Here is a 3,028-nt window from a genome sequence, read left to right as displayed (position 1 = left end):
TAATCTTAGGTATTTTAGAAAGCAATAAGCTTTAATTATCCCCAATAAGAAAGTTTAGGCTTTAGTATAATCATAACCAAAATTATAAGAGAGGCTAAGTTTAAGCTTGACTATTGGCTATGCCAAAAAGGCATTAAGATATTCTCTTTTAATAATCTTTTAATTATCATAGTAAAGACTTTATGTATCCCACATTGCCTAAAAATTGCTATCTTTTATACAGCAAGACAAAGAAAGGGAGATTTGCTTGAGGCACTCATTCATCTTATTATACCTCTCCTGACTTTCTTAGAGTAAAACTTTATAAATCTTTTCTTAATTATCTCTAAAGGTACTTTTGTAACAAAATCCTAAATTTTATTTTTCAACCTTATCTAAAGTCTAATAAAATAGAGGGTAAGGTAAAATAATAAAGATAGGTTTTATTAGGCTTTATCAATTTTTACATAAGGAGTAGGTCTCAATGAATAAAAGATACAATTGGTCAAATAGCTTGACTTATATACTTACGGCAGCAGGGGCAACCATTGGTTTTGGTGCAACTTGGAGATTCCCTTATCTTGTAGGAGAAAATGGTGGCGGAGCTTATGTATTGGTCTTTATTATTGCAATGCTTATTATTGGAATTCCTATGATTTTAGTAGAAAATGTAATTGGGAGAAGAGCGCATAAAAACTCTGTAGATGCCTTTAGCCCCCACTATCAAAACAAAGCTTTTTCAAAATATTGGAAAATTGTAGGATTTATGGGGTTAATTGGTTGTTTTGGGATTATTGCTTATTATATGGTGCTTGGTGGTTGGGTTATTACCTATATAACCAACATTATCAGTGGAAATCTAAATTTATCTGCACCAATTACCAAAGAAATTACAGAAAGTTTCTATTCTAACAATATTGAACATAATCCCCTAATGATAACTATTTATACATTGGTTTTTATTGTGCTCAATTGGATTGTATTAATTAGGGGTATTGCAAATGGGATAGAAAAAGCTATGAAATTTCTTATGCCATTGCTTTTCTTATGCCTCATTGGTATCGTAATACGCAATATTACACTTCCAGGGGCTTCCGAGGGGATTGCATTTTATCTCACGCCAGACTTTAGCAAAATTAATGCAAAACTTTTTATCAATGTCTTAGGACAAGTCTTTTTTGCACTCTCACTGGGTTTTGGAGTGATGATAACACTTTCTTCTTTTTTAAATAAGCAAGAAAACCTCATCAAAACAGCGGTTGGAACAGGTATTGTCAATACTATTATTGCACTTTTAGCGGGATTTATGATTTTTCCTTCACTTTTTACTTTTGGTTTAGAGCCTAACTCTGGTCCGAAACTTGTTTTTGAGATTTTACCCATTGTATTTTCACATATGCACTTTGGCTCGTTTATAGCTATTAGTTTTTTTGTCCTTCTTACTCTTGCTGCTTTTACGACTTCTATTACCCTTTATGAGGTGCTTATCACTACAGCAGAAGAAAAATTACATTTAAACAGAAAGTTTGCAGTCAGTATTGTTTTAATTCTAACATTTATCGCAGGAAACATTCCTTCTATTCTCTCTTATGGTGCTTGGAGTGATGTAACAATCATCTTAGGTAAGAATATTTTTGATTCTTTTGATTATATTAGTGGGAATATCTTTTTTGTCCTTACAGCACTTGGTTCTGCCGTGTTTGTTGGTTGGGTGTTGAAAGATGACGCCAAAAAAGAACTTGCCAATGGAAGTAATGCTCAAGGAATAATTAATTTTTGGTTTTATTATGTAAAATTTATCATTCCTATTATGATTTTAATAGTATTTATCTATGGGATATAAAATATATTCGTATGATAAGGAGAAGTTATGATTATTGGTTGTCCAAAAGAAATAAAAGTTCATGAGTATCGTGTAGGACTTACGCCAAATAGTGTTAGTGAATATGTCGCTGCAGGACATAAAGTGCTAATAGAAAATAATGCAGGTGCTGCGATAGGCTTTAGCAATCAAGACTATGAGAGAGCAGGAGCAAGCATTGTTGATAAGAAAAAGCTTTTTGAATCAAGCGATATGATTATTAAGATTAAAGAACCACAAGAATCTGAATATAAAATTCTCAAAGAAAATACTATTCTTTATACCTATTTGCATTTAGCAGCCGATAAAAACCTTACCTCTATATTGTTAGAAAAAAATATCACCGCTGTTGCCTATGAAACGATAAAAGTAAAGGGTATTCTACCTTGTTTAGCACCTATGAGCTCCATAGCTGGACGCTTAGCAGTTTTAGAGGCATCTAAATATATTCAAAAGGGTTTTGGTGGAAATGGAACCTTATTAAGCGGGGTGCCAGGTGTTCCAAATGGTAAAGTAGTAATCATCGGAGGTGGAGTAGTTGGACTAAATGCCGCACAAATTGCTATAGGAATTGGGGCAAGTGTTACTATACTTGATATTGATACGGCAAAATTAGCCTATATTGATCAAATCTTTAATATGAGAATCCATACACTCTATAGCCAAAGAAAGAACTTATTAGAAGCTATCTCTCAAGCTGATGTGATCATTGGTGCAATTTTAATCCCAGGAGCAAAAGCACCAAAACTAATAAAAAAAGAGGATTTAGCTTATATCAAAAAGGGTTCTATTCTTGTAGATGTAGCCATTGATCAAGGGGGTTGCTTTGAAACCTCTAAACCTACTACTCATAGTGATCCCATTTATGAAATTGATGGGATATTGCATTATTGTGTAGCTAATATGCCCGGTGCAGTAGCAAAAACTTCTACTCTAGCCCTTAATGATTCAACACTTAACTTTGGATTAGCCATTGCCAATCTAGGCATAAGAGAAGCTGCCTTACAAAATGAAGGCATTATGGAGGGCATTAATATTATTGATGGACGATGCACCTATAAGGGTGTAAGTGATGCATTTAATATATCCTATACCCCAATAAAGAGCATTATAACCTAGAATATTCTAGGTTCTTATAACACTTAAACTCTCTAACTAATATATAGCTAAATCCATTTACACTAAATT

General features: G+C 33.1%; 2 protein-coding genes. Both read left to right on the top strand.

Annotated elements, in window-relative coordinates; translation table 11 throughout:
* Window positions 1-463 precede the first annotated feature (463 nt).
* Window positions 464-1,822 (top strand): sodium-dependent transporter, encoded by a 1,359-nt coding sequence (locus CDV25_RS09535; RefSeq protein ID WP_108911727.1) that lies wholly within the window; start codon window positions 464-466, stop codon window positions 1,820-1,822.
* A 27-nt stretch (window positions 1,823-1,849) separates the two neighbouring features.
* Window positions 1,850-2,959, top strand: a complete 1,110-nt coding sequence (ald, locus tag CDV25_RS09530) for an alanine dehydrogenase (RefSeq protein WP_108911726.1) — start codon at window positions 1,850-1,852, stop codon at window positions 2,957-2,959.
* The last annotated feature ends 69 nt before the right edge of the window (window positions 2,960-3,028 follow it).

Source organism: Helicobacter apodemus (assembly GCF_003097575.1).
Classification (GTDB): domain Bacteria; phylum Campylobacterota; class Campylobacteria; order Campylobacterales; family Helicobacteraceae; genus Helicobacter_D; species Helicobacter_D apodemus.
Note: the sequence above shows the minus strand (reverse complement) of the source record. Positions and strands in the feature narration are given on the sequence as shown.

Excerpts from the sequence above, each read along its gene's own strand:
- CDV25_RS09535 (WP_108911727.1), top strand. The coding sequence starts at position 464 with ATGAATAAAAGATACAATTGGTCAAATAGCTTGACTTATATACTTACG.
- ald (WP_108911726.1), top strand. The coding sequence starts at position 1,850 with ATGATTATTGGTTGTCCAAAAGAAATAAAAGTTCATGAGTATCGTGTA.